Annotated in this window: 19 protein-coding genes; 11 read left to right on the top strand and 8 right to left on the bottom strand. The window is 63.2% G+C overall.

Going from position 1 to position 24,848, the window contains the following annotated elements; all coding sequences use genetic code 11:
* Positions 1-26 precede the first annotated feature (26 nt).
* The 4 genes from J4D99_RS02430 to J4D99_RS02415 all read left to right on the top strand — a co-directional run bounded on the left by J4D99_RS02430 (position 27) and on the right by J4D99_RS02415 (position 3,713).
* A complete protein-coding gene (locus tag J4D99_RS02430) occupies positions 27-1,169 on the top strand; it encodes a BT_3928 family protein (RefSeq protein WP_236018467.1) in 1,143 nt (380 codons plus the stop codon).
* Positions 1,170-1,243: 74 nt separating this feature from the next.
* Positions 1,244-2,308: an ABC transporter permease gene (locus J4D99_RS02425; RefSeq protein ID WP_208130085.1), complete on the top strand. Its 1,065-nt coding sequence runs from the start codon at positions 1,244-1,246 to the stop codon at positions 2,306-2,308.
* A 115-nt stretch (positions 2,309-2,423) separates the two neighbouring features.
* The gene (locus tag J4D99_RS02420; protein ID WP_208130084.1) at positions 2,424-2,966 is read left to right on the top strand and encodes a shikimate kinase; all 543 of its coding nucleotides are present in this window, start codon (positions 2,424-2,426) and stop codon (positions 2,964-2,966) included.
* 84 nt (positions 2,967-3,050) lie between these two features.
* The gene (locus J4D99_RS02415) at positions 3,051-3,713 is read left to right on the top strand and encodes a sterol desaturase family protein (RefSeq protein ID WP_208130083.1); all 663 of its coding nucleotides are present in this window, start codon (positions 3,051-3,053) and stop codon (positions 3,711-3,713) included.
* 77 nt (positions 3,714-3,790) lie between these two features.
* On the opposite strand, the gene J4D99_RS02410 is transcribed toward J4D99_RS02415, so the two are convergent.
* Positions 3,791-3,988: a hypothetical protein gene (locus tag J4D99_RS02410; RefSeq protein WP_208130082.1), complete on the bottom strand. Its 198-nt coding sequence runs from the start codon at positions 3,986-3,988 to the stop codon at positions 3,791-3,793.
* A gap of 180 nt (positions 3,989-4,168) precedes the next feature.
* Between J4D99_RS02410 and galK the strand changes: the two genes are divergently transcribed.
* Entirely contained in the window at positions 4,169-5,332 is a 1,164-nt protein-coding gene (gene galK / locus J4D99_RS02405) for a galactokinase (protein WP_208130081.1), read from the top strand.
* A 185-nt stretch (positions 5,333-5,517) separates the two neighbouring features.
* Positions 5,518-6,570 (top strand): UDP-glucose--hexose-1-phosphate uridylyltransferase, encoded by a 1,053-nt coding sequence (locus J4D99_RS02400; RefSeq protein ID WP_208130080.1) that lies wholly within the window; start codon positions 5,518-5,520, stop codon positions 6,568-6,570.
* 105 nt (positions 6,571-6,675) lie between these two features.
* On the opposite strand, the gene J4D99_RS02395 is transcribed toward J4D99_RS02400, so the two are convergent.
* From J4D99_RS02395 to J4D99_RS22070, 5 genes are all read right to left on the bottom strand, one after another.
* Positions 6,676-7,176 (bottom strand): hypothetical protein, encoded by a 501-nt coding sequence (locus J4D99_RS02395; RefSeq protein WP_208130079.1) that lies wholly within the window; start codon positions 7,174-7,176, stop codon positions 6,676-6,678.
* 235 nt (positions 7,177-7,411) lie between these two features.
* The gene (locus J4D99_RS02390; protein WP_208130078.1) at positions 7,412-7,630 is read right to left on the bottom strand and encodes a LytR/AlgR family response regulator transcription factor; all 219 of its coding nucleotides are present in this window, start codon (positions 7,628-7,630) and stop codon (positions 7,412-7,414) included.
* A gap of 333 nt (positions 7,631-7,963) precedes the next feature.
* Complete coding sequence (locus J4D99_RS02385; protein WP_208130077.1) at positions 7,964-8,368, bottom strand: STAS domain-containing protein; 405 nt, start codon at positions 8,366-8,368, stop codon at positions 7,964-7,966.
* 136 nt (positions 8,369-8,504) lie between these two features.
* A complete protein-coding gene (locus tag J4D99_RS02380; protein ID WP_208130076.1) occupies positions 8,505-10,871 on the bottom strand; it encodes a PAS domain S-box protein in 2,367 nt (788 codons plus the stop codon).
* Between the two features lie 452 nt (positions 10,872-11,323).
* Entirely contained in the window at positions 11,324-11,797 is a 474-nt protein-coding gene (locus tag J4D99_RS22070; RefSeq protein ID WP_304607914.1) for a KGG domain-containing protein, read from the bottom strand.
* 639 nt (positions 11,798-12,436) lie between these two features.
* Here J4D99_RS22070 and J4D99_RS02370 point away from each other — a divergent pair.
* Positions 12,437-12,772, top strand: coding sequence for an STAS domain-containing protein (locus J4D99_RS02370; protein ID WP_208130075.1), 336 nt, complete (start codon positions 12,437-12,439; stop codon positions 12,770-12,772).
* A 178-nt stretch (positions 12,773-12,950) separates the two neighbouring features.
* On the opposite strand, the gene J4D99_RS02365 is transcribed toward J4D99_RS02370, so the two are convergent.
* Positions 12,951-16,004 carry a CheR family methyltransferase gene (locus tag J4D99_RS02365; protein ID WP_208130074.1) on the bottom strand — a complete coding sequence of 1,018 codons (3,054 nt, stop codon included), beginning with the start codon at positions 16,002-16,004 and terminating at the stop codon, positions 12,951-12,953.
* Positions 16,005-16,213: 209 nt separating this feature from the next.
* Here J4D99_RS02365 and J4D99_RS02360 point away from each other — a divergent pair, with 209 nt between their 5' ends.
* The 4 genes from J4D99_RS02360 to J4D99_RS02345 all read left to right on the top strand — a co-directional run bounded on the left by J4D99_RS02360 (position 16,214) and on the right by J4D99_RS02345 (position 19,805).
* Positions 16,214-17,242 carry a chemotaxis protein CheB gene (locus J4D99_RS02360; RefSeq protein WP_208130073.1) on the top strand — a complete coding sequence of 343 codons (1,029 nt, stop codon included), beginning with the start codon at positions 16,214-16,216 and terminating at the stop codon, positions 17,240-17,242.
* 141 nt (positions 17,243-17,383) lie between these two features.
* Positions 17,384-18,547 (top strand): signal peptidase I, encoded by a 1,164-nt coding sequence (gene lepB / locus J4D99_RS02355; RefSeq protein ID WP_208130072.1) that lies wholly within the window; start codon positions 17,384-17,386, stop codon positions 18,545-18,547.
* Positions 18,548-18,663: 116 nt separating this feature from the next.
* Entirely contained in the window at positions 18,664-18,960 is a 297-nt protein-coding gene (locus J4D99_RS02350; protein WP_208130071.1) for a hypothetical protein, read from the top strand.
* Between the two features lie 437 nt (positions 18,961-19,397).
* Positions 19,398-19,805, top strand: coding sequence for a hypothetical protein (locus J4D99_RS02345; protein ID WP_208130070.1), 408 nt, complete (start codon positions 19,398-19,400; stop codon positions 19,803-19,805).
* Between the two features lie 62 nt (positions 19,806-19,867).
* On the opposite strand, the gene J4D99_RS02340 is transcribed toward J4D99_RS02345, so the two are convergent.
* Positions 19,868-24,769: a DUF8696 domain-containing protein gene (locus tag J4D99_RS02340; RefSeq protein ID WP_208130069.1), complete on the bottom strand. Its 4,902-nt coding sequence runs from the start codon at positions 24,767-24,769 to the stop codon at positions 19,868-19,870.
* Positions 24,770-24,848 lie beyond the last annotated feature (79 nt).

Genomic DNA, 24,848 nt, shown 5'->3' with positions numbered 1-24,848 from the left:
CTGACCTTTGCCTACTTTCCTTCTCTATGCCGATTTCCCTTCCCCAACCCATGCGCCAGGTTACCCGCCTCTGCTGGGCGCTGCTGGGTATGCTGTTCATTTTTTCGGGCCTCGTGAAGCTCAACGACCCCGTGGGCACGGCCTACAAGCTGGAAGAATACTTCGAAGTATTCAGCGCCGACGTGCCGGCCCTGAGCTGGCTGTTTGACCCGCTGCACAACGCCAGCCGGTTTTTGAGCATCGCCCTTAGCTCGCTCGAAGTGATACTGGGCGTGGCGCTGCTCATTCGCTGGTACCTGCGCCAAACGCTGCTGGCGCTGCTCGCTTTGCTGGTGTTTTTTGCGTTTCTCACCTTCTACTCGGCGGCCTTTAACAAGGTGACGGACTGCGGCTGCTTTGGCGACTTTATCAAGCTCAAGCCCTGGACGTCGTTTTTCAAAGACCTGTTTTTGCTAGGGCTCTGGCTGGTGGTTTTTTTCAACCAGAAGCACCTGCGCCACAGCTTTTTGCGTGGTACGGCGGCGCTCATGGCCATGACTTTTGCCAGTGCCCTGACCATCGGCATTGGCGTGCGGGCGCTGGGGCACCTGCCGTATTTCGACTTCCTGCCCTATAAAGTCGGCAACAACATCGGGCAGCTGATGAAACCCGCCGAGGCGCCCCGCTACCGCTACACCTTCGAGCGGGCTGGCAAAACGATGGAGGCTGAGCAGTTTCCGACCGACTCGACCTGGAAGTACAAGACCATGACGGTGCTCAACCCGCTGCAATCGACGCCCGTCGTCACCGACTTTGTCATCACCGACCCCGAGGGCAACGACATTACCAAGCAGGTGCTGACCGGCAACAAGCTGCTGCTCATTGTGCAGAATACCAACAAGGCCGACCGCGAGCGCTTTTCCGATTTTAATAAGCTGTTTGAAGAAGCTGGCAAGTCGCGCAAGCACATCGAGGTGCTCACCATCACGAGCACGGCGGCGGGCAAGTTTGACTCGTTTCGGCACGACGTGAACCTGGCTACGCCCTACGCCTTTGCCGATGCCACGGTACTCAAGTCCGTTATTCGCTCGAATCCTGGCCTGGTGGTGCTGCACAACGGCACGGTGGTGGCCAAGTACCACTACCACGACATTCCGGCGCTGTATCAGGTCGAGAAAGCGCTTCAATAAAAGAGTAGCGCGGACTTTTAGTCCGCGAGCCCCAACTATTGCAAATCGCGGACTGAAAGTCCACGCTACAGCTTATGCTCTCCTTTCTTCTGCGCCGCCTGGGTCAGGGCCTGCTTGTGCTGGTAGGCGTGGCTTGCACAGTTTTTTTTCTGTTTAATGTGCTGCCCGGCGACCCGGCCGCCCTGCTGGCCGGCCAGCGCACCGACCTGGCCACCAAGGCGGCCATCAACGCCGACCTGGGCCTCGACCAACCCCTGCCCGCGCGCCTGCTAGGGTACCTCAACGACGCCTCGCCGCTCGGGGTGCACCGGCGCGACTCGGCCGGGGTGGCGCGCTATAGGGGCGTGGCGCTGCTGCCGCTGGGCCAGCAGCGCGCCGTGGTGCTGAAGTGGCCGTATCTGCGCCGCTCGTTTCAGAGCAACCAGGACGTGCTCACAATTTTGCTCGACCGCTTTCCGGGCACGCTGTGGCTGGCACTGGCGGCCATGCTGCTGGCAGCGGTGGGCGGCATTGCGCTAGGGGTGGCGGCGGCGCTGCGGCCGCAGTCGTGGCTCGACCGCACGCTCGTAACTACTTCGGTATTGGGCATTTCGGTGCCGTCGTTTGTAGCCGCTATTCTTATCGCGGTCAGCTTCGGATTTTACTGGAGCCACTGGACGGGCCTGAGCCTGACTGGCCAGCTCTACGAAACCGACCCTTTCACCGCTCAGCGCCACCTGGTGCTGCGCAACCTACTGCTACCGGCGGTGGCGCTCGGGGTGCGCCCGCTGGCCGTCATTATGCAGCTCACGCGCTCCTCTATGCTCGACGTGCTGAGCCAGGACTACATCCGCACGGCGCGGGCCAAGGGCCTGAGCCCCGGCCGCACGGTGTGGAAGCACGCCCTGCGCAACGCCCTGAACCCGGTAGTCACGGCCGTGTCGGGCTGGCTGGCCTCGCTCATGGCCGGCGCGTTTTTCATCGAGTACATTTTCAATTGGAAAGGACTGGGCACCACCACGCTGCGCGCCGTCGAGAACCTCGACTTTCCGGTAGTGATGGGCGCTACGCTCTTCGTGGCGGCCATTTTTGTGCTCGTTAATATCGCCGTCGATATGCTGTATGCGCTGCTCGACCCACGGGTTAGAATCAGTGGGTAAATAAGTGAAGGAGTGAAGGGGAAGTGACTGTTGAGCCAGGGCTATCCGAGGCGCCTTCACCCATTCATTCACTCATTCACCCATCCACCCCTTCGCTCATTCACTCCCTCACCCATTGTCAAACCACCTCTACCTCATCGGCCTGCCCGCCTCGGGCAAAACCACGCTGGGCCGCCAGCTGGCCGCTCACTACGGCCGGGGGTTTCTCGACCTCGACCACCGCATCGTGGCCGAGGCGGGCCAGACCATCCCCGAGATTTTTGCTAGTGAAGGGGAGGCCGGCTTTCGGCAGCGCGAGGCAGCGGCCCTGGCGGCCGTGGCTAGCCAGCCCGGCCAGCCGCTGGTGGTGGCCACCGGCGGGGGCACGCCCTGCTTTTTCGACAACCTGGCCGTGCTGCACGCCTCGGGCTTTGTGCTGTGGCTCGATGTGCCGCCGCACGAGCTGCTGCGCCGCCTGGCACGCCGCAACCAAGCCGCCACCCGGCCGCTGCTGGCGGCCACCGCTACCGCCGCCACGCCCCAGCAGGCCCTGGCCGAGTGGCTGGCCCGAACCCTGGAGGCCCGCTCGGGGTTCTATGCCCAGGCGCGGCTGCGCCACCCCGGCGGTGAGGTAGCCGAGGTAGCCGCCGCGCTGGAGGCTGCCGGGTTTCGGCCCTAGCCCGCGGCGGCACCAAAACCAGCTAGGGCGTAACTTTGTAGATAAGCTGTTTTTTAGATATTAAGTTAAGTTTCAGGCGTTCGTATGGCTATCCTTCCCGATACTCCCGTTGCCCCGGCCCCTCAGCCGGTGCGGCCCAAGCATAAAGGCTCGGCCCAGCTCTTCAAAAACCCGGTGCTGGAGCGGCTCTCGCACACGCACATTGCGCTGCCGGTCAGCATCTTTATTGCCACTGCGCTGTTGAGCCTGTATTATGGCATCACTAGGGGCTTCGTGGCGGGCCTGACCGGGCTAGGGCTGTTTTTGGGCGGGTTGCTGCTGTTCTCCTTTGTCGAATACCTGGTGCACCGCTACGTGTACCACATTCCGGCCACGACGCCGGGCCGGGCCAAGTTTCAGTACACCATGCACGGTGTGCACCACGAGTATCCTAAGGATAAAACCCGCCTAGCCATGCCGCCCATTCTGACGGTATTCGTGGCCTCGCTGCTGTTTTTCATCTTCCGGTTTGTCTTCGGCACCTGGGCGTTTGGTATCCTGTCGGGCTTCACCTTCGGCTACGCCATGTACTTGTTTGTGCACTATGCCATTCACATGTATGCGCCGCCGAAAAACTTCCTGAAAGTGTGGTGGACGCACCACGCCCAGCACCACTACCGCCAGGATGAGGTGGCCTTTGGCGTCAGCAGCACCCTCTGGGACCACATCATCGGCACCATGCCCACCAAGCGCAGCGAGCAGGCCTAACGCCCGGTTTTTATGCAAAAAGGCGCGGCTCCCAAGCGGGGGCCGCGCCTTTTTGCTTGAGGCTGGGGCTAGCCGGGCTACACAGACGTGCCGCCGCCACCGTTGCCACCGCTCATTTTGCTCACCAGCCACCAGATAATGGCTACGACCAAAAACACCGCGATGGCCCCAATCCACATGCCGCCCTTAAAGATGTCACCGGCCACTTGGCAGCCCGTGAGCGTTGAGGCCAGCACGGCGCATAGCATAAGCAGAGAAAGTCGCGAAGTAGTCATGGGAATAATCAGAAAGTGAAGTAGATATGAAGCGCAACCAGCAACTTTCACTGCTTGCCCGCTTCTTGCACTGACTTACTCAAATAGCCGTAAAAAGGTTGGCCTAGCCAATTTGTCCCCCTTGTTTGCCTAGTTCGTAACTGCGTATGCCAGGAATATGCGCCACTTTTGCCCCTACTTATGACCGCTTCCGCCCTTACCTCCGCCTTTGAGCAGCGCTTTGGCGCCGCCCCCGACTTGCTGCTGCGCGCTCCCGGCCGCATCAACCTCATCGGTGAGCACACCGACTACAACGATGGCCTGGTGCTGCCAGCGGCTATTGATAAGGAAATCCGGTTTGCGCTGCGCCTCAATGGTACCGACCGCATCCGGCTGGTCGCCCTCGACTTCGACGCCACCTACGAGGTGGCCGTGGCCGATATTGCGCCGCTGCCCGGCGGGCACTGGGCCAACTACCAGCTAGGGGTGGTGGCCGGCTTGCGCAAGCGTGGCGCTCAGGTGCCGGGCTTCGACTGCGCCTTCGGGGGCGATATTCCGAGCGGGGCGGGCCTGTCGTCGTCGGCCGCGGCCGAGTGCGGCGTGGCCTGGGGCCTCAACCACCTGTTGAGCCTAGGGCTCGATACGATGACCCTAGCGCAGATTTCGCAGATGGCCGAGCACGAGTACGCCAAGGTGATGTGCGGGCTCATGGACCAGTTTGCTAGCCTCTTCGGCCGCGCGGGCCACGTGGTAGAGCTCGACTGCCGCTCGCTCGAATACGCCTACTTTCCGCTCGATACCACCCACGCGCGCCTCGTGCTCTGCAACTCGGGCGTGAAGCACGCGCTCGGCGACAGCGAGTACAACACCCGCCGCGCGGAGTGCGCTAGGGGGGTGGAAATCATGCAAAAGCACAACCCGGCCATCAAGTCCCTGCGCGACGCCACCCTGGCCGACATCGACGCGGCCAAAGCCGAGCTGGGCGAGGTAGTAGAGAAGCGCTGCCGCTACGTAGTCGAAGAAAACGAGCGCGTAAAAGAGCTTACCGCCCGCCTCGTGGAAGGCAAGCCCCTAGCCGAGGTAGGCGAGCTGCTCTACGCCAGCCACGCCGGCCTGCGCGACCTCTACCAGGTGAGCTGCGCCGAGCTCGACGTGCTCGAAGGCCTGGCTCACAGCGCCCCCGGCTGCTACGGCGCCCGCATGATGGGCGGCGGCTTCGGCGGCTGCACCCTCAACCTGGTGGCTAGCGACAAAGTGGATGCCTTTATCGACTTTATGACCAAGGGCTACCAGGAAAAGCTGGGCCTGAAGCTCGATACTTACGTAACCAATTTAGCCGACGGCGTAGGAGAGCTTGCTGGCTAAGAATTCTGTTCGGCAAGTTCCCGCAGAGGTTCGCAGTGTGCTACGCTGAGGTGCGCTGAGTTGTACCGTCAGCGCTCAGCGAACCTCTGCGCTTTCCCACTGCGAACCTCTGCGGGAACTTGCCGAACGAAAAACGGGCAGGTGCCACATTGACAACCGCCTTTTATCTTTAAACACCTATTAGCATGGACCTTACCTCGCAGCCCCACCGCCGCTTCAACCCGCTGCTTGATGAGTGGGTGCTCGTGTCGCCGCACCGCGCCAAGCGCCCCTGGCAGGGCCAGCAGGAAAAAGAACAGGCCGAGGTGCGCCCCGCCTACGACCCCACCTGCTACCTCTGCCCCGGCAACACCCGCACCAGCGGCATCACCAACCCGAAGTACGAGCACCAGTATGTGTTCGACAACGACTTTGCGGCGCTGCTGCCCGAGGGCGAGCCCGGCACCTACGAGGAAGGCGGCCTGCTGCGCGCCGAAGCCGAAACAGGCCACTGCCGCGTCATCTGCTTTTCGCCGCGCCACGACCTGACGCTGCCCGAGATGCCCATCGCCGAAATCCGGCGCGTGGTAGATGTCTGGACCGACGAGTTCCGCACGCTCGGGGCCGACCCGAATATCAACTACGTGCAGATTTTCGAGAATAAGGGCTTTGTGATGGGCTGCTCGAACCCCCACCCCCACGGCCAAATCTGGAGCGAGCGCACCGTGCCCGACCTGCCCGCAAAGGAGGCCCGCGCCCAGAAGGCGTATTTTGAGAAAAACGGCCGTACGCTGCTCAGCGACTACCTCGCCATTGAGGAGAAAACCAAGACCCGCTTTGTGGTGGAGAATGATACCTGGGTAGTGCTGGTGCCCTTCTGGGCGGTGTGGCCTTTCGAAACGCTGGTGCTGCCACGCCGCGCCGTGCAAGACCTCACGCAGCTGAATGACCAGGAGCGCGACGGGCTAGCCGACATCCTGAGCCAGCTCACCATCAAGTACGATAACCTGTTCGAAATCAGCTTCCCGTACTCGGCCGGCTTCCACCAGCGCCCCACCGATGGCCAGGACTACCCCGAGTGGCACCTGCACATGCACTTTTTGCCGCCGCTGTTGCGTTCGGCCACGGTAAAGAAATTTATGGTGGGCTACGAGCTGCTGGCCAATGCCCAGCGCGACATTACCGCCGAGCAGGCCGCCGAGCGCCTGCGCGCGCTGCCCGCCGTACACTACAAAGCCGCCCAAGCGAAGCCCGCCTAACAAGCCGGTAAGCTTATAAACCTTTAGCAAGGGGCCTAGTTGCCAGGCAGCTAGGCCCTTTGTTGCTACGGCAGCGCTGTAGGGTACCAGCTCTGAGCGGCTGCCCTATCCAAAGGGCAGCGCGGGCCGCCAGCCAATGGCGGCCTTCACAATGGTATCTCCTTCTATTTCAAAGTAGCTGATGGCGGGCGGTGCGCCATAGAGCAGGACCAGACCGCCGCCCTCGGCCAGTACTTGGGTGGGCTCGCCAAAGCTGAGCATCAGGTGCTGCAGCTGCATACCCGGCCCAATATCCTGGATGGCTACCCGGCGGCCCATCGCCTCCCCAAACATCAGCTTGAGGGTGAGCACCCACAGGCTCACATCGGCGCTGGCCAGCAGGCGCTCGCGCTCGGCCGCCAGGCCGTGCAGGTAGCTGGCCAATTCGGCCTCGCGCTGCTGGCGACGCACCTGCAGGTCGGCAGCCAGCGCGGCCAGCTGCTCGGGTGCCAAGCCATTGAGGTCTACAAACTGACCATCTACCTCCAGCCAATTGGGAGGCGGGGCCGCTGCTGGCACGGCCGGAGCCGCACTAAAGCGCGCAAAAAGCTTCTTAAACACATTCATATCACACGGCTATACTAGCGAATATTCTAAGCTAAGCCGGCGAAGGGATATTTGCACTATTCGGGGTGCTCGGCCGCCCTAGCGCAACCACTGGCCCGAGGCTAGCAGAGGGGGTAATGCATCGCTGGCTGCTCACCCCATCACGCAGCGGACCGCTGCCAGGCTCCCTTTTAGTGCGATAGCTGGCTACTTCCAGCGGGCAAAAAAGGGGCGACGGCTTCGCGGTAGCCGTCGCTTACGGGCGAGGTTTCGGTGCGCACTTGCAACGGCCCACGGCCGCTACGTGGTCGAGCCCCACGATGTAGGAGCGGTGGATGCGCATAAACTTGCCGGCCGGCAGCTTTCCCTCCATGCTGCGCAGGCTAATGGGCGCGCGCAGCGGCCGCAGCTGGCTAGGCAGGCGCACCTTCACGTAGTCTTTCAGGCCCTCGATGTAGAGGATATCGGCCGGCATCACGCGCACAAGCCGGTACTAGACTTTGAAGTAGATGTGGTCTTCGGGTGGGGCTAGCGGGACCTTTGCGGCCGCGGCGGGTACCACTGGCAGCTCAGCCTCAAAAAAGCCCGGGCCTTGAGCGCAGCCCGTACAAACTCCGCGTAGTTAAAAAGGCCGAGGCCCGCGCCCTCTACAATAAGGTACTGCTCATCAGGCCCGACGATGCCAAGGCCCTGGCCGGCCTGCGGCGGCTCAAAGACTTTTCAAACTTGCAGCGGCTCGGAGCTCGCCCGGTCGGTCGGCCGAAAGCCATCTGACCGGTTAAACGATGCCTTGGGCCGCTGCAAGCACCTACTGCTTAAACGACCGGGTGGGCAGGGCCGCCGGAATGGCTTCTTGCAGCAGCGCGTTAGGGCCTTGGTAGCCGCCAGCGGGCAGCAAGTTGAGCAGTAGGTGCAGGCCGGTATCGGCCAGCTGGCCGAGCACCGAGGCCGAAAACCCACACCAGTACACGGTGCAGCCCGCCTGCCGGGCCCGCTGATGCGCGTTGAAAATGGCCCGCTGCCCGTGCCAACTCAGAAAAAGCAGGTAGCGACAATCGACCCAGATGAAGGGCATGCCCGCGGTTATCAGCTCGGCAATGGCCTGCTCTAGCTGCCGGGCCGCGGTGGTGCTGTGGCAACTGCCGCGTAGGCTTAACCCTGCGTTGGTGTGCTGGCTACTTACATGCACTGTAAACGTAGTAGCTATTCCCATAGCCCAGGAATCAAATAGGTTTAAAGCATGAATTTGTTAGACAAAGCTAGGGGATAGCTTCCACAAAATCCACCCCAAAAATCCTTATTTTTCCTGTTAATACTATTGATACTCTGCTCCATAGTTTGCCCAGGTGCTAGGCGGCCGGCACGGGCACATTCAGGAAAAAGCCGGTGCCCCGGCCGGGCCGCGAATTAATGCTTATGGTGCCGCCCAGCAGCCCCACGCGGGTGCGGATGCCAGCCAGGCCGATGCCGGTCAGGCTGCTCTCGGCGCCCGCATCGAAGCCCACGCCATCATCTTCCACGCTCAGGTGGAGCTGGTTTTCTTCGCGCGATACCTGCACGAACACTTCCTGGGCCTGGGCGTGCTTCATCACGTTGTTGAGCAGCTCTTGCACAATGCGGTACACGGCCGTGGCCAGCAGGCCCGGCAGCGGCTCGCCCAGCCCATGCAGGTTCAGGTCGACCGACAGGCTGGCTGGAATGCGGCTCACCAGCTCGCGCAGGGCCACTTCGAGCCCAAAGTCTTCGAGGATGCTGGGCGTGAGCTCAAACGAGATGCTGCGGGTGGCCTCGATGGCTTCTTTGAGCAGCTGCTGGCTGGCCCGCACCCCCTCGGAGGGCGGCAGCGTGTCGAGGTGCAGGCGGGTGCCGTAGAGCAGCTGGCCCACGCCGTTGTGCAGGCCCTCGGCAATGCGGCGGCGCTCTTCTTCCTGGGTGCTGAGAATGGCCGAGAGCACTTCCTGCTGCTGGCGCAGGCGCAGGCGGGTAGTTTCTTCCTTCAGCAGCTCGGGCTCGGTGATGTCGAGAGCGAAGATGACCACTTCCTGCTGCACTTCGTCGAAAAAGCCAAAGCATTGCAGATGAACCGGCTGCCCATTATATAAGACGTTGACCGCGTAGTTATGACGCTCGCCGGCCAGCAGGCGCTGCACGTGGGAGGCGCTGTGCGGAAACACCTCGGCGGCTAGCTGGCCCACCAGCTCGTTTTCGGCCAGGTGCATGCGGCCCACGGCCTGGCCCACGTGCTCGCGGAAACGGCCGTCGGGCCCCAGGCGGGCCACCAGTACCGGCAGGTTTTGCAGGATGCTGCCTAGCAGCCGATTGCGGGAGCCGAGCGCTTCTTCGGTTTGGCGGCGGGCCGTGATGTCGCGCACCAGGCCCACAAAGCGCAGGGGCTGCCCGGTATGCTCGTCGTAGCTGAAGCGGCCCATAGATGCCACGTGGCGCACGCTGCCATCGGGGCGCAGCAGCCGGTGCTCTATATCTACTACCGAGTGTTCGCGTTGGGCTACGGCTAGGGCTTCTTCCACACGGGCAGCATCGGTGGGGTGCAGCGCTTGTCGCAGCTGGGCAAAGGGCACCAACGGCCGGTCGGCTTCGGGCGGCACCAGGCCCAGTATTTCCTGGGCGCGGGCGTCTTGGTAGAGCACGTCGGAGGCGGGTTCCCAGGCCCAGACCCCAGTGTTGGCGGCGGCTAGGGCCAATTGCAGGCGGCTTTCGCTTTCTTGCAGCAGCTGCTCGCCCAGCTTGCGGGCCGTGACATCTCGCCACGAGGCGTGCATCAGCGACAAGCCATTGACCACTACCGGGTTAAACGACATTTCGTCCCATATTTCCTCACCGGCCGGGCTGTAGCGCATCCATTCGAGGCGGCACCAGCCCTGCGTTTGGGCTGTGTGCAGGCACTGCATGAGCACATCGAGCGAGCGGCGCCCATTAGGCTGCATCTCGGGCCAGAACGACGCCAGCGGCCGGCCCAGCACCTGGCTTTTGTCGAGAATGCCCAGCAGGTGCAAGCCCACCGGGTTGATATCAGTAAAGCACTGGTTATCGAGCAGCAGCATGCCGTCGCGGGCTTGCTCGAAGGTGGCCCGAAAGCGCGCTTCGCTAGCCCCTAGCTGGTCGGTGGCCTGGCGGCGGGCCGTCACATCGAACAGCGCCAGCCGGCAGCTGCTGGGAGGTTGGGTCTCGTCGTCGCTTTCGGGCGTAGCTACCCCCTCAAGCTGGGCATAAAACAGCTCCTCCCGGGGGCCCCGCATGGTCAGCTCACAGCTGCGGCGCTGGCCTGGCGCCGCCCAGAGCTGGCTCAGAAAATCAGCAAACAAGTGGCGCTCGGCCGGCACCACAAACAGGGCTAGCCGCCGGCCCAGCAGCTGCCGGCGCTCCTGGCCCAGCAGCTGGCTGGTGCACAGGTTGAGCTGCAGTAGCGTGCCATTGGCGGCCAGGGTACAGTAGCCTACTGGCGCAAAATCGTATAGCTCAACATATTGCATCCGGCTACGCTCGGCTTCGGCTTGCAGCACCAGCAGCTCCTCATACTGCATTTCGAGCTCTATCTGGTGCACTTGCAGCTCTTGCACCAAGCGCTTCACCTCGGCAGAAGTAGTAGGCGGCAAGCTTTCTGACACCAGCCGGCGGCGCTCGGCGCGCTCGCGCAGGCTGCGCAAGGCCGCACGGTGGTCGATGAGAGGAACGGTGGAACGGCTGGGCTTATCCATTGAAAATCAGGCGGTAGCTAGTAACAAAGCCTGAATGCGACAGTTAGCGCAAGATAGTACCACGCCTGCGAAATACCCTGGGCTGCTGGCCAGCCCGGGCCCGGTAAGCTGCGCAGCTTCCGGAGTAGGCTGCTGGCGCTTAACCCCACCCGCCGCTACCAAAACCGGCAGCGGCCAGAACGCAGGCAGCCCTGGCGGGCACCAGCTCATGGTCGGCCGGAAGGCGTGCGCCCAGAGGATGCTCGCCCACCGTTGCGGGGCTAACCAGCCGCGTGCTGGCTACGTGTTTTTGCGCGCCAGGGCAGTATGCTGCACTCCGCCCTCGGTAAATAGCCGCGTTTCTGCCGCAGCGCAGGCGCTACCTCAGGTAGCTACCCCCTAGCACCAACGCGCCGGGCCCCTTGCGGAGACCCGGCGGTAGGGTTGGGCCCGAGGGCCGGGCTATGCCAGGGCTAGCGGTTACCGCCGCCCTGGTTGCCGCCCCCGTGGCTCGCCTCGCCGCCTTTGCGGCCGGCTTCGCGGGCTTCTTCCGAGTTGAACTCGTGGGCGTGGCCGCTCTCGTGGGCAGCTTTGCCGCCTTCGCTGGCTATGCGGCGCTGCTCTTCGGGGTCCATGCCGGCAAAGCCGCGGCCACCGCCGCCCTGGTTGCCGCCGCCCTGGTTGCCGCCCCCATGGCTGGCCTCACCGCCTTTGCGGCCGGCTTCGGCATGCTGCTCCGAGCTGCCGCCACGCTGGCCACCGCCTTGTCCGCCACCGTCCTGCTGATTCTTATGGCTCTGACGGCCGGCTTCGGCGTGTTGCTCTGAGCTACCGCCGCGCTGGCCACCGCCCTGCTCGCCACCTTGTTGGTTTTTGTGGCTCTGACGGCCAGCTTCGGCGTGCTGCTCCGAGCTGCCGCCACGGGTGTTATTTTGGTTGTCTGCCATGAGTGAAAAAGGGTAAAGGGTGAGAGAAAACTTCGGTGGCTTTAACGAGGCAAGTCTGCGGCTGGATTAAGATTATTTTGCATTTTAAGGGTTTAAGCCAATAAATGAGGCTTTCTACGGAAAGGCGCTACGGCATTTCCGCAAGGCTGCTACGGGTTTCGTGCAGCCGGGGCAAGCTGCCTCCGTATATCGTGCAGCCACCGCCCCGCAGGGCGCTGCCAGAAACGTATCCGCTGTGCTGCCCGAAGAACGGTCGATTTGCCTTTTCATCGTATATACGCCTGACTGTCAACATCTTTTAAAGCGTTTGTCGATAGCTTTACTTACCGAATCCGTTTGGCTCCGCCCCCTATTTATCCTTCATTTTCAGGCTGCTAAACGGCCGAAGCTAGCTTAGTTTTTCAGCCTTTAGCCCGGCACCCAGCTAGCCCAACCGGGGCCGGCTACTGCGCAAAGGAGCCTCACCAAGCAGCGAAATGGCGTTTCTAGCAATTGTGTTTTTACGCAGAACGCATACGTGAAATAAGTACTTAAATGGGTAAGCCAATTCGCGCTGGCTCCGAGCTTTGCAGTGCCTGGCCGGGTGGCCTCAGCTGCTCTGGCTGCCTATTGGTTTTTAGCTGTAGCCCCTGCCTTCCCATGCTGATAGCGTACTACGAACTGCTGCCCCAGGCCTACCTGCTGGTGCCCGCCCACGACCCCACTACGTCCGAGCTGCCGCTGGCCTGGCAGCTACGGTGCGCCATGCGTAGCGGCAAGCGCGCCGTGTGGGTCGACTGCCGCCTGCTGCATACGCTTTCGGCCACCGCCATACGGCTGCTGCATGCCTGCCACCGCCGCTTGCAGCGGCAACAGGCGCAGCTGGTGCTGTGCCATGTGCCCGCCCGGCTGGCCCACTCGGCCGCCCTGGCCGAGCTGTATCTGGCGCCTACCTACGAAGAGGCCGCCGCGCTACAGCGCGCCCAGGCCGGCTAGGCCCTGGCTGCCGCCAAAACCCCCATATGTCGGCTGTTTGGCGGGCCCGCACCCGCTGTAGTACCTGCGCCTTCCGGCTCGGCCGGCGCCGCGGAGCCGGAAGGGCTCCCCTTTTGGGCTCGGCAGCTTACCGCCTCTTCGCTGGCGCTAGCTGAGTTATGCCTTGGAGCGCAGGCTTTTACGTTGCTTTAGCTACTTCGCGCACGGCCAGCATCAGCTGGCCGGTGGCCTGGCCGTGGTGCAGCAGGCGGCTGCCGTAGAGCACCACCCGGCGCCGGCCCTGGCCGGGCAGCTCGCCCTCCAGCGCCAGGCCATCGAAGTCGGAAGTGGGCACGGCCGGGTCGAGCAGCTGCTGCAGCTGCTGCTGCAGGGCCGGCTGCTGCCACATGCCGCCCAGGCTGGCCAGCGGCCGGCCGGCCAGGGCAGCCAGCGGCTCGCGCACAATGTCGGCAAAGGCCTGGTTGGCACTCACGATGGTGAGGCTGGCATCGAGGGCTAGCTGGGGCTCGCGCACGGTGGCCAGCATGCTTTCGGCAAAGCGGGCAGTTTCCTGCAGGCGGGCTTCGAGCAGCTTCAGGGCCGTGATGTCGGTGAAGGTGAGCACCGCCCCGTTGATGTAGTTGTCGAGCGAGCGGTAGGGCAGGATGCGCATGGTGTACCACTCGCCGCGCGTGGTCTGGATGCTGGTTTCGATGCTGGTGAGGCGGTCGAGCACCTGCTGCACATCGCGCAGCAGGTGCTCGGAGCGCAGGCTGCTGGTGAAGTGGGCTAGCGGCCGGCCCACATCGGTGGGCAGCAGGCTGATGATGCGCCCTACCTGCGGCGTAAACCGCTTGATGACCAAGTCATTATCCAGGAAGATAATGGCTATCTCGGTGGCATCAAGCAGGTTTTTCATATCGTTGGCCGTTTGGCCGAGCTCCTCGGTTTTGGCCAGGTACTGCATGTTGAGGGTCATCAGTTCCTCGTTGAGGCTCTGCATTTCCTCCTTGTTGGTCATGGCCTCCTCGTTGGTGCTTTGCAGCTCCTCGTTGGCGCTTTGCAGCTCCTCGTTGGTGCTTTTCAGCTCTTCGAGGCTGCTTTCCATCTCCTCCACGGTGGTTTGGAGGCGGTGCTTGGTGTATTGCAGCTCTTTGTCGAGGGCGGCCACCACGGCATCGCGGTGCTCGCTGTCTTGCTGGGGGCTTTTCTTGGCCAGGCGCACCTTGCGCGGGGTGGGCTGGTCTTCAAACACCACCAGCAGCAGGCCGGCCAGGGCTTCCGAGCCGCTCAGGTGCCACACGCTCAGGCGCAGCAGCTGCTGGCCGGTGTCGGTGCGCACGCGCACGTTGTCTACGGTCACGTCTTCCTGGCTTTGGGTGGCGCGGTGCACGGCGCCGCTTATCTCAAAGTTGAGCTCTTCGCGGGCCATCTCGAAGAGGTTCATGCCGCTGAGGCCGGGGGCTGGCTCGAGGTACTTGCCGGTGCGCCCGTTCACGTACAGAATCTCGCCCTTGGTATTGATGACCACGGCGGGCGGGGCGTAGGACTGGAGCAGCTTTTTCTGGACCAGCGCCGCAAATGTGCTGTTCTGGCGGTGGTGGGGGGTAGAGGCGGACATGAGGGCCGTGGTCGGGGGCGCGGCCGAGTGGCGCGCCAGAGAAAAAGGAAATTTGATGAGGTGGGGCAACGATGCGGGCTGGGTGCTGCGCCGCGATATTTTCCACTTCACATCCAGGGGCTGAAACAGGTCGTGGTAGCCGGTGATGTTTTCGCTAGGCCCCAAAAACAGCAAGCCCTTGGGGTTGAGCGCGTAGTGAAACACGGGCAGCAGGCTGCGCTGCAGCTCGGCGTTGAGGTAGATGAGCAGGTTGCGGCACACCAGCAGGTCGAGCTTGATGAAGGGCGCGTCCTTGTTGATGTTGTGCAGGGCAAACACCACTACGTCGCGCACTTCCTTGCGAATCTGGTAGTGGCCGTCGGCTTTTTGAAAAAACCGGGCTAGCCGGGCCGGACTCACGTCGGCCTCGATGTTTTCGCTGTACTGGCCCACCCGGGCAAAGGATATGCCGTCGGGCGAGATGTCGGTGGCAAAAATCTGGAGCTTGAGGTGGCGGTCGGGGGCTAGCTCGCCGAGGCACTCGAAGAGCGTCATGGCCAGCGAGTAAGCTTCTTCGCCGGTCGAGCAGCCGGGCGCCCACACCCGCACGGTGCTGTCGGGCTCCTTGTCGGCCAGGATGGGCCGCAGGTGCTCTTTGAGGCTGGCAAAGGCCTCAGGGTCGCGGAAAAACTTGGTCACGCCAATCAGCAGCTCGTGAAACAGCAGCTCGACCTCGGCGGGGTTTTCCTGCAGGTAGCGCACGTAGTGCGTAAACTCCCGAATCTGGTGCGAGTTCATGCGCCGCTCGATGCGCCGAAACACCGTGTTGCGCTTGTAAAAGCTGAAGTCGTGGCCGGTCTGGTTGCGAATGAGCAGGAAGATTTTCTGGAGCGCGTGGCTGGGCTGGCTAGCCGTTTCTTCGTCGGCGTTGCGCAGGGGGCGCACCTCCAGCGGGCGCTCGAGGTAGTCGAGCAGCTGAGTGGGCATGAGCTCGGGGGCGAGCACAAAATCGACAAACTCGGTGGCCATGGCGGCGCGGGGCATGGCGTCGAAGGCGGCCGTTTCGGGGTCCTGGGCCATCACCATGCCGAAGTTTTCCATCACCATCTTCAGGCCGATGGTGCCATCGGAGCCCAGCCCCGAGAAGATGATGCACACGGCGCGCTCGCCCACATCCTTGGCCAGCGTTTGCAGAAAGAAGTCGATGGGCAGGCGGCGGCTGGCCGGCTGCGTAGGCTTGAGCAAAAACAGGCTGCCGTGCAGCAGGCTCAGGTCGTGGCCCGGCGGAATAACGTAGACGTGGTTGGGGCGCACGCGCAGGCCATCGTGGGCCTCAGCCACGGGCAGCTGCGTAAAGCCCTGCAGCACCTGCGTAAGTGCGTCGCTCTGCTCGGGGTCGGGGGCGCGATGCACTACCACCACAAAAGCCAAGCCGCTGCTAGGGGGCAGGTGAGCAAAAAACCGCTCAAACGCTTCGAGGGCGCCGGCCGAGCCGCAGAGCGCCACCACCGGAAACCTATCGGAGCTACGCCGGCCAGGGCCTACTTTGGGGCTGCGGGCAGTGGGCCGGGGCGTTACCGACTCGGCGGCGATGGGAGCCGTCTCGGCAGGCGGCAGGCTGGGCGGGCCGCCGAGGTCGGCAGTTGGCTTCATACTTCCTTGCTACTAAGTAAACTATTGGCGGCGCGGCCATAAGGCGCTGAAAACAGCGCGAGGGCGCGCCTAAAAACGCTGAAAATCCTTGGCTAAGTTAAGCCCTGAATGGCGTTGTCTTCTTTTTGCCAATTACCGTACAGCTACGGTGAGGCGGGCTGGCCGGGCTAGCCGCTATCGCTTTTTTACCTCGCTTTTCGTTTCTGCCTGTGGCTGGTCCGACTCATCTCATTGTTATTGGCACCTCGGCCGGCGGCATGCCGGCCCTTACCCGCCTAGTGGCGCAGCTGCCGGCTTCGCTGCCGGCAGCCGTGCTCGTGGTGCAGCACCTCTCGCCCGACTCTACGGGCGAGCCCCTAGTGCGGCGCCTGGCCGAAAACACGGCCTTGCCGTGCCAGCTAGCCGTCAATAACCTGCGCCTCGAAGCTGGCCGGCTGTACCTGGCCCCGCCCGACCGCCACCTGCTGGTGAAAGACGGCCACGTGCTCGTGACCAAAGGCCCGCGCGAAAACGGCTACCGCCCCGCCGCCGATGCCCTGTTTCGCTCGGCGGCCGTTGCCTACGACTCTAACGTGGTGGGGGTAGTGCTCACCGGCATGCTGCACGATGGCACGGCTGGCCTCGACTTCGTTAAGCGCTGCGGCGGCACGGCCGTGGTGCAAGACCCCCACGATGCCGAGTTTCCGAGCATGCCCGAAAGTGCCCTGCGCAACGTAGCCATCGACTACGTGGTGCCGCTCGACGAAATGGGGAAGCTCCTGGAAAAATTAGTTAGCCCAGCTACTCCTCCTTCTCCTACCAAGATGGCTGCCATTCCTGCTGATTTAAAACTTGAAGCGGCGATTGCCGAGCGCGTTGTGGGAACTACCGAACAAGCCATGCAGCTCGGGCACCAGGTGCCCCTCACCTGCCCCGACTGCGGCGGGTCGCTGTGGGAGATAAACCAGGGCAGCGTGCTGCGCTACCGCTGCCACACCGGCCACGCCTACACGGCCGATGCCCTGGCCGAAAGCTCGCAGCACGCCCTGGAAGAAACCCTGTGGGTGGCCCTGCGCATGATGGAAGAGCGCAAAAACCTACTCAACAGCATGGCTAGCCACGGCGAAGGCCACTGGAGCGTGCAACAGGCCGAGCGGGTCGAAGAAATGAAGCGCCACATCAACCGCCTGCGCGAGTTTATGCTCAATGGCAGCGAGGGCACGGGCATCAAGAAAGTCGATGCCGAAGAAATACCCTAGCTGCCGCAGCGCCGCCGGGCAGGGGCTAGCCAGCGGTTATCGTAAGCAGTAAGCATAAGAAACGTAGCGTCTTGCACGTTGGGCTTCGCCGGCAAGCGCTGGCGAAGCCCTTTCTTTTTCACCCCTACTTCTTTTACCCCTATGGCTTTCTTTCCGCGCCGGCGCCCTGGTGCCCCATCTACGCCCGCTCCAGCCCCTGGCAAGGCCCGCGAGTGGTTCAACTCGCTGCTGTTTGCGGTGGTGGCGGCCGCGCTGCTGCGCTGGTCGGCGGTCGAGGCCTACGTTATTCCCTCTGAGAGCATGGAGCACTCGCTGCTGGTGGGCGACTACCTGTTTGTGAGCAAGCTGCACTACGGCCCCCAAACGCCCCAAACGCCCTTGCAGGTGCCGCTCACGCACCAGACGCTGCCGCTGCTAGGCCTCAAAAGCTACTCCGACCTCGTGCAGCTGCCTACCTATCGCTTCCCGGGCTTCAGCTCGGTGCAGCGCAACGATGTGGTGGTGTTTCACGTGCCGCACGAGCAGCAGCGGCCCGCCGACCTGCGCACGTTTCTCATCAAGCGCTGCATCGCGGTGGCCGGCGATACGGTGGCCCTCCGCCACGGCCAGGTGTTCCTGAATGGCCAGCCCGGCGCCATTGCAGGCTCGCCCCAAACTACCTACTTCATGGCCGTGCCCGAGCCCAACGACGAGGTTCGCCAGGCGCTGCAGGAGCAGGGCGTAGTGGACTACACGCAGCCCGACGGTATTCCGGCGGCTGGTACCAACCCCGAAACGGGCCAGCTAGGCTACTTTATCAGTTGCCCGGCCAATGTAGCTGAATACTTCCGCAAGCAGCCCTACGTGAGGTCATTGACGGTGACGGCCCCTAGCGTGCAGCTCTTCCCCGACGTGGCCGATTTCGACGTATCAGACGCTATGAGCGCAGTGCAGCGCAAGTGGCAGCTCGACAACTACGGCCCGCTGCCGGTGCCCAAGAAAGGCCAGACCATTGCGCTCTCGCCGGCCAACGCGGCCATTTACTACAAAATCGTGAGCCAGTACGAGCATAACCAGGGCATCACCTGGGGCGCCGATGGCATGATTCAGCAGAATGGCAAGCCCCTGACCAGCTACACCATCAAGCAGAACTACTACTTTATGATGGGCGACAACCGCCACAACTCCGAAGACTCCCGCTTCTGGGGCTTCGTCCCCGAAGACCATGTGGTGGGCAAAGCCGTGTTCGTGTGGCTCTCGCTCGACCCGCACGCCGACTTCTGGCACCGCGTGCGCTGGAGCCGCCTGCTGCGCCCGGTGAGCTAATAATCAGCTGAATAGCTGAGACGGGATACCACTAGGGGGCTAGCAGCTTTTGGCCTTGAGGCACAACCTTGAGCTCGGTTTTGGGGTACAAGCGCTATCTACTTAGCCCTTTTCCGATGAAACTCTCGCATTTCCTCCTCGCTGCCGGCCTGTGCAGCTTTACGGCCGCCTCGGCCCAAACCACCCCCGCTGCCGCTGGCACGGCCCCAGGGCCCCGCGGCAGCACCACAGCCAGCCCTAGCGCCGTGCCCAGCGGCGTGTTGCCCCCTGCCAGCGACCCTAAAGGGGCCGTTTCGCCGAGTGAAGTATTCACTGCAGGCGCGCCGACTGGCACCACTAGCGACCGCCGTGCCATGAAGCGCAAAACACATAAAAGCAGCATGGGCAAAGGCAAAATGAAAACCAAGATGTAGTAGTTGCGTCGGCTGACTAACTACCTGCCTTATTAAAAGAGACGCCTGAAGGGCCGCTGGCATACTGTTGGCGGCCTTTCTTATTGGGTCGATAAGCCGAATTTTACTGCGCAGGGCTATTGCAGAGCCCGCATTCGCCCATCAATAGGCCTACTGGGCAAGGCAGTGCTTTGGCCAGTCTGACACGACTGCCCTATGGCAGGCGAGCTCCGCAGCACGCATGTACTGTGCGCAATAGGTGAAGGATACCATTCGCCAAGCTGGCTATTCGGCGACAACTATAAGCTTAGCAGGCCGTATGGGAATGATAGAATAGCAGGAATTTTTTACACTTATAGCATAGAGCGCAACGTCGGCTTACCAGGCCTACCCCTACCTTTGTCCTATTAAAACCTGCTTAAGTCTTACTGATGAAAAAAACGCTACTTGCTTTGACCTTGCTTTCGGTTCCGGCCTGGGCCGACCGGCCGGCTCAGCTGCGCTGGGGCTGGGGTAGCAACCCCACCCAAGTGGCGCAGCAGGTGCAGCAACTGGGTTGGGAGCCATTATACCCGCTACGGAGAACAGCCGAGTCGCAGCACCTGAGCCAGTTCTCTTTCCGGCAGCCGCAGACGTACCGGGGCAGCGAGAGTATTCGCACGTGTATTTTCCGCAACAATAAACTGGTCCGGGTGTACCTGCTCACGCGCGGCACGGGCGCCAAGAGCATGGTGTGCCTGTTCAACACCGCTTACCGACAGCTAACGCCTACGGCCTGGGTTGACCCTAGTAGCGGAACCCACGTAGAGCAGGCCCTGCTCAACGACACCCAGGTATTTACCATTTCGCCGGGGCGGCCCCTGTAGCAGGCCTTGCTCGTCGCCTCAAGCCGTGGCCCGGCGGCACTTAGTGCCGCCGGGCCATTTGCTTAGTACACCACCGTAATGGGGCCCGCGTAGGACCGGCCGAGCGGACCTTTCGTGACCACGACGTAGTAGTAGGTGCCCACCGGCGCGGGCTGGCCCTTGATGTCGCCGCGCCACTCATTGGCCCGGCTGTAGTTTTCGGCCGAGAAAATCTTGTCGCCCCAGCGGTTGAAGATGTTAACCGTGTTTTCGGGATACAGCTCGATATTATCAATCTGCCAGGTGTCGTCCACGCCGTCGCCGTTGGGCGAGATGGCGTTGGGAATGCGAATGGCTGGGCGCACGGTCACGGTCACGGCGTCGGAGCTGGCGCAGCCGCCCGACCCGGCCGATAGCGTGTAGGTAGTAGTAACCAGCGGCGACGCCACGGGGTGCAGCGGGTCATTGGCCGGGATGGCTAGCCCCACGGCCGGGCTCCACGTCACGGGGTAGCTGCCGTCGGCGCTGCCTTCCAGCACTACCGACGTGCCTTCCAGAATTTCCTTGTCGGGGCCGGCATTCACTACTACTGGTGGCTGAATCCGTACCACTACGCCGTTGGAGGTGACCGTGACGGCCTGGCCGCAGGCATCGGTGGTGCGCAGGCGCAGCGTCACGGTCTGGCCATCGCGCAGCGTAGTGCTGCTGAAGACCGGCGTGGTGGCCCCGGCCACGTCGCTGCCATTGACCTGCCACTGGTAGGCTGGGGCGGGCCCGGCGTTGGTTACGCTGGCAATGTTGAACGTGAGCAGCGCGCCCGCGCAAACTGGCCCGCCCGGCTGCACACTGATAGCCAGCGTGGGCTGCGGGGTGGGCGTGCGCGTAACGGTGACGGTAGCCGTGGCCGGCCCCGTGGTGCACAGCCCCACCGTGGGCGTCACCTCTACCCGCACCTGGTCGCCGGTGGCTAGGGTGCTGCTGGTGAAGGTAGGCCCGCTCGCGACGGCCGTGTTATTGACAAACCACTGAAAAGTTGGCGCGGCGCCCGTATTCGTGACAACAGCCGTGAAGGTAAGGGGCGTGCCCGCGCACTGCACCGGCGGGCTAGCCAGTGTCACGGTCGGCGTCACGAGGGGCTGCACCTGCACCGCCACTGAGTTAGAAACAGTGGTGGAGCAGCCGCCGGTGCCCGACGTGACGCGGCGGCGGAAGTAGGTAGTGGCCGAGAGCGCGCCCGGCGCGTAGTCGGCGCCAGTAGCACCAGCAATAGCCGTCCAGGTGTTGTTATCAGGCGATGCCTCCCACTGGTAGCTGTAGCTGCCAGCGCCGCCGGTGGCGTTGGTTACGCCGGTAAGCGGGGCGGGGGCGGTGCCGGTGCAGATGGTTTGGTCGGCCGCAATGGTGCCAGCTACTAGGGTCGGCAGCACCGTCAGGGTAACGGAGGGCGAATACACGGGAGGGCAGGGGCCGGCCGTTACCTGGCGCCGGAAATAGGTCGTGACCGTGAGCGGACCCGGTGCGTAGTCGGCACTGGTAGCGCCCGAAATGGCCGTCCAGGTCGAGTTATCGAGCGAAGATTGCCACTGATAGGCAAACAAGCCGGTGCCGCCCGTGGCCGGGGCAGTGCTGGTAAGCGGAGCTGGCGTTGCGCCCAAGCACAGCGTCTGGCTGGCGGCAATCGTCCCAGCAGTCAGCGCCGGATTCACCGTGATGGCGACGACGTTGGAGAAGGCCGGAGCGCAGGTGCCAGCCGTGACCCGGCGGCGGAAATAAGTGGTCGCGTTTAGCGAACCCGGCGCAAACGTGGGGCTAGTGGCTCCGCCAATGGCGGCCCAGGTCGAGTTATCGGGCGAGGACTCCCACTGATAAGCAAACGTGCCCGTGCCGCCGCTAGCCCCCGCTGTGCTGGTAAGCGGCGCCGGAGCCGAACCAGGGCACACCGTTTGGTCAGTGCCGATAGTGCCTGCCACCAAGGCCGGCAATACGGTTATCATGACAACATTAGAAGGCGAGGTGGCGCAGGCGCCGGAGCTCACCTGGCGGCGGAAATACGTCGTAGCCGTGAGCGGCCCCGGCGCGTAATCAGCGCTGGTAGCACCCGAAATCGCCGTCCAGGTCGTATTATTCGGCGATGACTCCCACTGATAAGTAAACGACCCAGTACCGCCGCTTGGGCTGGTAGCGCTAGTGAGCGGGGCTGGCGTAGCCCCGGCACAGATAGTTTGGTCGGCCGCAATAGTGCCAGCAGTCAGGGCCGGCAATACGGTCAGGGCAACCACGGGCGAGTACACCGGGCCGCACGGCCCCGAGGTAACCCGGCGGCGGAAATAGGTAGTAGTCGTGAGCGGACCTGGCGCATACGTGGGGCCGGTGGCCCCGCTAATAGCCGCAAAGGTGCTGTTATCTGCTGAGGACTCCCACTGATAGGTAAGCGTACCGGTACCGCCGCTAGCCCCCGCCGTGCTGGTAAGCGGAGCCGGCGTGGCACCCAGACACAGCGTCTGGTCGCTGCCGATAGTACCGGCCACCAGCGCAGGCGCAACCGTAATGGTCACCACATTGGAGGTAGCCGGCGCGCAGGCACTACCCGAGCTAGCCCGGCGCCGGAAGTAAGTAGTCGCGTTGAGGGCGCCCGGTGCATAGGTAGGCCCGGTGGCCCCGCCAATGGCCGTAAAGGTGGTGTTGTCTGCCGAAGACTCCCACTGGTACACGATGGCACCGGCCCCGCCCGTGGCCGACGTAACGCTGGTGAGGGGGCTAGCGGCCGTGCCGGCACAGAGCGCCTGGTCGGCAGCAATGGTACCAGCCGTGAGGGCCGGCACCACGTTTATCGTGACGGTATTGGTGGGCGGCGCGGCGCAGGAACCCGAGCTTACCCGGCGGCGGAAATACGTAGTGGCTGTGAGCGTGCCGGGACCAAACGTTTCGGCGTTGGCACCCGGAATGGCCGTGAACGTAGTGTTATCGAGCGACGACTCCCACTGGTAGGTAAAGCTGCCGTTGCCGCCCGAGGCCGGGGCCGTGCTGGTGAGTGGGGCAGCCGGGCTGCCGGCGCACAGCGTCTGGTCGGCGGCTATGCTGCCGGCCACCACGGCGGGCAGCACCGTAATGGCGACCGAGGCCGTAAAGGTGGGCGTACAGTAAGGACCCGACCCGCTAGGCAGCAGCAGCTGGGCCCGCCGACGGAAATAGGTGGTGCCAACTGGCAGCGAGCCGGAGGGCGTGTAGCTGGCAGTAGTAGCCCCCGAGACAGCGCTGAACGTGACATTATCCGTTGAGGACTCCCACTGATACACGAGCGGCAAGCCGGCATCGCTCGTAGCCCCGGCACTACTGGTGAGCGCGGCCGGCGCCGTGCCGGCGCACAGCACCTGAGGCGCCGCAATGCTACCCGGTACGGGCAGGTTGGGCACCCGAATAGAGCCCGAGCTTTCGCGGCAAAAGCAGGCGGTGGTGATGCGCAGCGTCACGACGTAGTCGCCGGGCGTAGCGTACACGTGCACGGGGTTCTCCTCGGTGGAGGTGGCTCCGTCGCCAAATTGCCACGCGTAGGTTTTCCCGTCAAAGTCAATGGGCGGGGCCATGAAAGAGATTTGCCGGCAACCCGTAATCTGCGCGCTAGGCCCCACGCGCAGCAGAGAGCTTTGGTTGAAGTTGACCAGGCCCAGGCTACTCAGGCGGCCACCGAGCTGCAGGCTGTCGTCGACATAGCGAATCTTGGGCCCTAGCGAGTCGGGGTGGGCGATGAAGCCCAGCGCGGGCTGGTTGTCGCGGGCCACGTAAATTTTGCCATCGGGCGCGGCCTGCATTGAGCCCAGGTCGACGGGGGTTTTCTGCTTAAGCGGAATATTCTGCTTGGTCACCGGCCCATTGCCGCTGACATCGAACTGCAGCAGCTGAGGCGGGTTGCGCACCGTGGCGTAGAGGTAGTTGCCAGCCGAAAAGCTCACCCCGTAATATTTCCCTTTGCCACTGTCCACGATGTAGGGCACTTTCGGGTTGACGCTCACCTGGCCCGTGCCGGCATCAAACCCAAAAAACTCGACGGTGCTGCTGCTATCGCCCACCACTTCGCTGTAGCGGGCCAGGGCCAGCCGCTGGCCATCGGGGGTCACCCGCATCTCACCTTTGTAGCCCAGGGCCGCTTTGCTCGCCGCGTGCAGGCTGCCAACGGTCGAAAGAATGGGCGCGTCGATGTTGACCGGACCTACATAGCCGGTTGCCAGCCGCACACGGTAGGCCAGAAAGGCATCGCCCCGGTTGTCATTGCCACTTTTGGCATCGCCCCAGCCGTGGGCGATAACCCAGATGTCGCAGCCGTTTTTATGAAATACGCCCGTCAGCTTCTCGGCCGTGCCGCGGGCCAGGGGCGTGTTTTTGGTGGCAGCAATGACGGTGCCCGGCCCACCGCCCGCCGGAATATCTATTTCGGAGTAGCTCAGGCCCACGGTGCTATCCAGGGTAAAGAGCAGGTAGCGCGTCGGTTGGCCGGCGGATGGTATGCCCGGCATCTTAATGGGCAGCGGGCCGTCGGTAGTGAAGCGGTTGCCGGCCAGGCCCGTGCCGTTGGTCATCACGGTGCCGTCGCCGTTCCACACGGTTTCGCCGTTGCTGTAAAAGAGAATTTTGCCGTTCTTGTCCGACATCACCCCCGAGCCGGCAGGCGCATCCATGGCCCCATCGAGAAGCACCTTGGGCGGAATGGAGTCGGTAGCCGAGTTGAAGTCGAGCCCCGCCTTAAAGCCGAAGTACCAGGTGTTGGCAAATTTTTCATCGGCCGCGCACTCCGGGGGCGTTGTAGCCTGGGCCTGGGCCCTGGTAGCTGCGCCGCTTAGTAGCACCAGCAGCAGAGCGGCTAGCCAGCCGCCAGCCGCCCGCAGCGGCGGAGCCAGCCGCTGACGGCGCGCCGCCGGGCGGGGCCGAGGGGTAATTGAACAGCAAACAGGAAGAGTAGCAGGGGCAGGATGCGATAGCTCTGCGGGCATAGGTAGGCAGGTAAGTGGGCAGACAGTAAGCGGATACTCCCGGTAGAAAAGTGCCACTCGCCGCCCTTATCGGAACGGA

This window comes from Hymenobacter sp. BT559 (assembly GCF_017571525.1).
Lineage (GTDB): Bacteria > Bacteroidota > Bacteroidia > Cytophagales > Hymenobacteraceae > Hymenobacter > Hymenobacter ginsengisoli.
This window is presented reverse-complemented; position numbering and strand designations above follow the sequence as displayed.